Here is a 5,863-nt window from a genome sequence, read left to right as displayed (position 1 = left end):
CCGGGAGCCGGGCCCGGTCCGGGCGCGTAGGCCGCGCCGGCCAGGGGCCGGCGGAGCCGGCGAACAGGCGGCCCGCCGTGGTGGGGGGTGGGCAGAGGGTAACTCCGCCTCCCATCCGTACCGTTATCGGTAGCGATACCGATATTTCGGGTTATCGGGTGGAAAGCTCCAGCGCGTCACATCAGGCAGCCCTCCCGAGCCGACTGATGTACAAAATCATTGACATGATGTCCGCCTTCTTTTACGTTCATCATGTCTACTTTCTTTGACATGGAGACCTGCCTTGAAGGCCATCACCCGGCACGTCTACGGCCCCCCGACCCTCACCGACCTCGACCGTCCCGCCCCCGGCCCCGGCGAAGCGCTCCTGCGCGTGCACGCCGCCTGCCTCGACCACGGCGTCTGGCACCTCGGCGCCGGGCTGCCCTACCCCGTCCGCCTCGCCACCGGGCTGCGCCGCCCCCGCTCGCCCCTCCTCGGCCGCGACGTCGCCGGGACCGTCGAGGCCGTCGGCCCGGGGGTCACCGGTCTGGCGGCCGGCGACGAGGTCTTCGGCGTCTGCGACGGGGCGCTCGCCGAGCACGCCGTCGCCCGCGCGGACCGCCTCGTCCCCAGGCCGGCCGGTCTGTCGTCCGAGGCCGCCGCCGCCGTCCCGACCAGCGGGCTGACCGCGCTCCAGGCGCTGCGCGACCACGCCCGCCTGCGCCCCGGGCAGCGCGTGCTGGTCATCGGCGCGGGCGGCGGGGTGGGGACGTTCGCCGTCCAGCTCGCCAAGGCGCGGGGCGCGCACGTCACGGGCGTCTGCGGCCCCGGCAAGGGCGACCTCGTCCGCTCACTCGGCGCGGACGAGGTCGTCGACTACACCCGCGAGGAGCCGGCCACCGGCCGCCACGACGTCGTCCTCGACACCGCGGGCAACCGCCGGCTGCGGGACCTGCGGCGGATGCTCACCCGCCGGGGCACGCTCGTGATCGTCGGCGGCGAGAACGCCTCCGGCCGCTGGCTGCACGGCACCGGCCGCCAGCTCCGGGCGACGGCGCTGTCGCCGTTCGTCCGGCACACCCTGCGCGCCCCGATCACCCGGACCGATCCGGCGGACCTGCGCCACCTGGCCGGCCTCGCCGCGACCGACGAGCTCACCCCCGTGGTCGGCCGGACGTTCGAGCTGGCCGGCTTCCCCGACGCGATGGATCACCTGCGGTCGGGCCACGTGACCGGCAAGGTCGTCATCGTCATGCCCGGCCCGAGGTAGGTCACCAGTCGCCGGCCTCGACGCGGGTGTTGCGCAGCGGTTCGCCCGCGCCCCCGGCGGGCGCGGCCCACAACACCGCGTTGGCCAGGATGCGCCGCACGCCCGGCTGGTGGAAGACCGGGTAGTTCTGGTCGCCTGGGCTGAAGTAGAAGACGCGTCCCTTGCCGCGCCGGTAGCAGCAGCCGCTGCGGAACACCTCGCCCCCGGAGAAGGAGCTGACGAACACCAGTTCGTCGGGCGCCGGGACGCCGAACGGCTCGCCGTAGGTCTCCTGCTCGGGGATGATCAGCGGCTGGGGCACGCCCGCGGCGATCGGGTGGGCCGGCTCCACCGTCCAGAGCAGCTCGCGGTCGGCGGTGTCGCGCCAGTTGACCGTGCAGGTGGTGCCCATGAGGGCGCGGAAGACCTTGGAGTAGTGGCCCGAGTGCAGCACCAGCAGGCCCATCCCGGCCCAGACGCGCTCGCACACCCGCGCCACGACCTCGTCGTCCACCTCCTCGTGCGCCGCGTGCCCCCACCAGGTGAGCACGTCGGTGCCGGCCAGCGTCGCGGCGTCGAGGCCGTGCTCGGGGTCCTGCAACGTCGCGGTGCGCACGCGCACCCGCTCCCCCAGGTGCTCGCGCAGGCCGCCGGCGACCGCGCCGTGCATGCCCTCGGGGTAGCGGCGGCGCACCTCCTCCTCCCGCTGCTCGTGTACGTTCTCGCCCCAGACGGTCACGTTGATGCTCACGCGCGATGTTCTCCCTCCGGACCTGCCGCACCTGCCGTCCGGTCCTTACCCGCCCGCCCGCCGGTTCCGCCTCCGATGGGCGGGCGGAAAATGTCTCGCGGGAGGAAGGACGGTTTGGGTAGGTTCGCCAGTGACCATGGAAGTCATGCGAAGCCGCGCGCCCGACGGCCCTCCCGTCGAGATCGCCTGCGACGAGTCCGGCGCGGAGGGCGAGAAGCTCGTCGGCGGCAACACCGACGTGTTCGCCCACGCCGGCGTCTCCCTCGACGTGGCCGCCGCGGCCGACTGCGTACGCGAGCTGCGCCTCAGGGCGCCCTCACCGGTCACCGAGTTCAAGGCCGAGCACGTGCTGCGCGAGAAGAACCGGGCCACCCTGATCTGGCTGCTCGGCCCGTCGGGCCCCATCCTCGGACGGGCCTGCGTGCACCTGACCGACAAGGCGTACTTCGCCGTCAGCAAGGTGACCGACCTGCTCGCCGGCCACCACTCCAGCCTCGGCCTCGACCGGCACGAACGCTCGGCCGCCCTGGCGGCCACCCTCTACCAGGAGGGCCGCCACGCCTTCGGCCCCGCCCGCTGGACGGCCTTCCTCGACGCCTTCAACCACCTGCTGCGCGCCAGGAACGGCCGCGGCCCCGAGATCTCCGCCGAGTCGGCCTTCGGGCTGGTCGCCGACCTGCGCACCACCCCCGGCCCGGCCGGCGAGATCATGGACGAGCTGTGGGCCGCCCGGCCGCTCGTGGACGCCTTCACCACCCGCCTGCTCGACGACCCGCACGTCTTCCCCGCGCTCGACCCGCTGATCCCGGCCATCGCGCACGCGGTCGCCCACTGGGGCGCGGGCGGCCGGCCCGTCTCGGTGGTGCACGACCGGCAGACGACGCTGACCGAGGAGCGCATCGAGCGGCTGCGGCTGCTGCTGGCCCGCCCGGACGGCCCCGCCGGCCCGCTGGTGCTGACCAGCCTGACGCTGGTCGCCTCGCACCTGGACCCCCGCGTCCAGGTGGCCGACATCGTCGCCGGGGTGGCGCGCAAGATCGCCTCCGAGGAGCTCAACGGCCGCGGCGACCCCGAGCTGACCGGCCTGCTCCGCCCGTACGTGGACCTCGCGTCGGTCTGGCCGGACGAGCGCAGCCGGGCCGCGCTGATCGCGGGTCAGCCGAGCCAGGCGCGCGCCTCGGCGGCGGCCTCCGGGTCGAGCACCGGCTGGGAGTAGACCTCGATCAGCGTGCGCATCAGCAGGCGCTCGCCCTCCGGCGTGGACAGGTCGGCGCCCATGCCGCGGCAGACGTGCGGGTACAGGACCGTGACCGACAGCGCCATCGCGGCCATCACCGCCGCCCGCGCCCGCGGCGGCACGTCCGGCGGATCGGCGCGGTCCTGGTCGGCGGCGGCCAGCCAGCGCTCGCCGAGCCGGGTCATCTCGTCGAACAGCGGCGCGGCCCAGCCCTCGGTCAGCGCCCGCGCCAGATAGGCGCGGTAGGGGCCGAGCGCGGCCACCGGGTTGAAGCCGGCCGGCGGGCGGCCGGCGGCCTCGGCGTTGAGCCGGCGCACCGTCTTCATCAGGTGCTCGTCGCACGCCTCGCGCAGCGCCTGCTTGGAGCCGAAGTGGTGGCGGACCAGGCCGAGCGAGACCCCCGCCGACTCGGCGATGTCGCGGATCGTGGCCCGCTCGAACCCGTGCTCGCCGATGTGCCGGATCGCCGCGTCGCGGATGCGGGCCCGCGCGGTGAGGTCCTCAGGGTCCTGGACGGTTGTCATCACACCACCGATTCGTACAGCGGACTGTTCACCGGACAAGCATCCTATACCGGCGTACAGCCCCGCCCGGCCCCGGGCGCGCGGGAGGGGCCGCCGGCGACTACGCTCCTGCCCTGTGCCGACGTTCGAACTGCCCCTGCGCCTGGACACCACGATCCGGCCCTACGACTGGGGTTCCGTCACCGCCATGCCCGAGCTGTTCGGCACCGAGCCGACCGGCCGCCCGCAGGCCGAGCTCTGGATGGGCGCCCATCCCGCCGACCCGTCGATCGCCGGCGGCGTGCCCCTCGACCGGCTCATCGCGGGTGACCCCGTCGCCGCCCTCGGCGCGCCGGCGGTCGCGAGGTTCGGGCCCGCGCTGCCGTACCTGCTGAAGGTGCTCGCGGTCGCGCGGCCGCTGTCGCTCCAGGTCCACCCCACGATCGCGCAGGCCGAGGCCGGGTTCGCCGCCGAGGAGGCGCGCGGCGTGCCGATCGGCGACCCGGCCCGCACCTACAAGGACCGCTCGCACAAGCCGGAGATGGTCTGCGCGGTCACGCCCTTCCACGGGCTGTGCGGCTTCCGCTCCCCCGTCGTCACCGCCGGGCTGCTCGCCCGGCTCGGCGTGCCGGGCCTGCAGCCCTGGATCGACGCGCTCGCCGTCCGGCCTGCCGGGCAGGCCCTGCGCACGGTCTTCGCGCAGATGCTGGACGAGGCCTCCGCGCCGCTGCGCGCCCAGGTCGAGGACGCCCTCGCCGGCAACTCCGACCCGGACCTGGCCCCGTACGCCGACATCGCCGCGGCCTGCCCCGGCGACCCCGGAGTCGTGGCCGCCCTGCTGCTCAACCACGTCGGCCTGCGGCCCGGCCAGGCCCTCTACCTCGGCGCCGGCGTGCCGCACGCCTACCTGGGCGGCGTCGGCGTGGAGATCATGGCCAGCTCCGACAACGTCCTGCGCTGCGGGCTGACCACCAAGCACGTCGACGCGCCCGAGCTGATGCGGGTGGTCGACTTCACGCCCGCCGAGCCGCACCTGGTCGAGCCCGAGCGCCCGGCCGACGGGGAGCGGCGCTACGTCCCGCCCGCCCCCGAGTTCGCCCTCACGCGTTACGAACTCGGCGAGGCCGCCTCCTTCGAGCTGCCTGCCGGGCTTCCCCGGATCGTGTTGTGCCTGGAGGGCGAGGCCCGTCTCGGCGAGCTGACGCTGCGGCCGGGCGAGTCGGCGTTCGTCCCGGCCGTCGCGGGCGCGAGCCTGTCCGGCAAGGGTGTGGCGTACGCGGCCCAGCCGGGCGCCTTTACGATGTAGATCAGCGCGACGGGGACATTTCGGCCCGTCGTTGAACGTCGCGTTCCTAGGCTCCTGCCATGAACACGGCAACCCTCGGCCACGTCGCCATCGAACCCAGCATCCTCTACTTCGGCACCCCGGTCGTGCTGCTGAGCACGGAGAACCCCGACGGCTCGGCCAACCTGGCCCCGATGTCGTCGGCCTGGGCGCTCGGCCGGACCGTCGTGCTCGGCCTCGGCGCCGACGGGCAGAGCGCGCGCAACCTGGCCGAGCGGCCCGAACTGGTCGTCAACCTGCCGGCCCCGCACCTGTGGCCGCAGGTGGAACGGCTCGCGCCGCTCACCGGCCGCGACCCCGTGCCCGACACCAAGGCGGCCGGCTGCCGCTTCGAGCCCGACAAGTTCGGCGCGGCGGGCCTGCGCCCCGAGCCCTCCGAGACCGTACGGCCGCCGCGCGTGGCCGAGTGCCCCCTCCAGCTGGAGGCGGCCGCGACGCGGATCATGCCGAACGAGTCCGAGGACTTCGTCATCGTCGAGGCCGTCGTGCGCAGGGTGCACGCCGACCCGCGGATCGTGATCCCCGGCACCCAGCACGTGGACCCGTCCGCGTGGAGCCCGCTGCTGTACAACTTCCGCCACTACTTCGGCCTCGGCCCGGAGCTCGGCCACTCCTACCGGTCGCAGACGGCCTGAGCGCCGCGGCGGGTCAGCCGGCCCCCGAGGCGCACCCGGCGTACGACCCGACCGGCGACGAGACAGACGACTGGGCCGAGGCCAGCGCAGAGGGCTCCTCCAGCCCGCGCGGCGGCGGCGTGGGACGGTCGGCCGCCACGGTCAGCACGAGTGGCCCGAAC

General features: G+C 74.6%; 6 protein-coding genes. 4 read left to right on the top strand and 2 right to left on the bottom strand.

What is annotated here, in order from left to right; all coding sequences use genetic code 11:
* Positions 1–283 precede the first annotated feature (283 nt).
* A complete protein-coding gene (locus ACWCSD_RS46350) occupies positions 284–1,252 on the top strand; it encodes an NAD(P)-dependent alcohol dehydrogenase (protein ID WP_449925127.1) in 969 nt (322 codons plus the stop codon).
* 1 nt (position 1,253) lies between these two features.
* Here the strand turns inward: ACWCSD_RS46350 and ACWCSD_RS46345 are convergent, their stop codons facing one another.
* On the bottom strand, positions 1,254–1,982 hold the full coding sequence (locus ACWCSD_RS46345) for a ThuA domain-containing protein (RefSeq protein WP_449925125.1): 729 nt from the start codon (positions 1,980–1,982) through the stop codon (positions 1,254–1,256).
* A 145-nt stretch (positions 1,983–2,127) separates the two neighbouring features.
* Between ACWCSD_RS46345 and ACWCSD_RS46340 the strand changes: the two genes are divergently transcribed.
* Positions 2,128–3,198, top strand: coding sequence for a hypothetical protein (locus ACWCSD_RS46340; RefSeq protein ID WP_397157724.1), 1,071 nt, complete (start codon positions 2,128–2,130; stop codon positions 3,196–3,198).
* Here ACWCSD_RS46340 and ACWCSD_RS46335 read toward each other — a convergent pair.
* On the bottom strand, positions 3,138–3,743 hold the full coding sequence (locus tag ACWCSD_RS46335; protein WP_358297507.1) for a TetR/AcrR family transcriptional regulator: 606 nt from the start codon (positions 3,741–3,743) through the stop codon (positions 3,138–3,140). The genes ACWCSD_RS46340 and ACWCSD_RS46335 overlap by 61 nt on opposite strands.
* Before the next feature lie 115 nt (positions 3,744–3,858).
* Here ACWCSD_RS46335 and manA point away from each other — a divergent pair, with 115 nt between their 5' ends.
* Both manA and ACWCSD_RS46325 read left to right on the top strand, forming a co-directional pair.
* Positions 3,859–5,028: a mannose-6-phosphate isomerase, class I gene (manA, locus tag ACWCSD_RS46330; protein WP_449925122.1), complete on the top strand. Its 1,170-nt coding sequence runs from the start codon at positions 3,859–3,861 to the stop codon at positions 5,026–5,028.
* A 59-nt stretch (positions 5,029–5,087) separates the two neighbouring features.
* Positions 5,088–5,702 (top strand): flavin reductase family protein, encoded by a 615-nt coding sequence (locus ACWCSD_RS46325; protein WP_397157730.1) that lies wholly within the window; start codon positions 5,088–5,090, stop codon positions 5,700–5,702.
* Positions 5,703–5,863 lie beyond the last annotated feature (161 nt).

The sequence above is a fragment of the Nonomuraea sp. NPDC001684 genome, assembly GCF_053596515.1.
The sequence above is the reverse complement of the archived record's forward strand: the minus strand, read 5'-3'. Positions and strand labels throughout refer to the sequence as shown.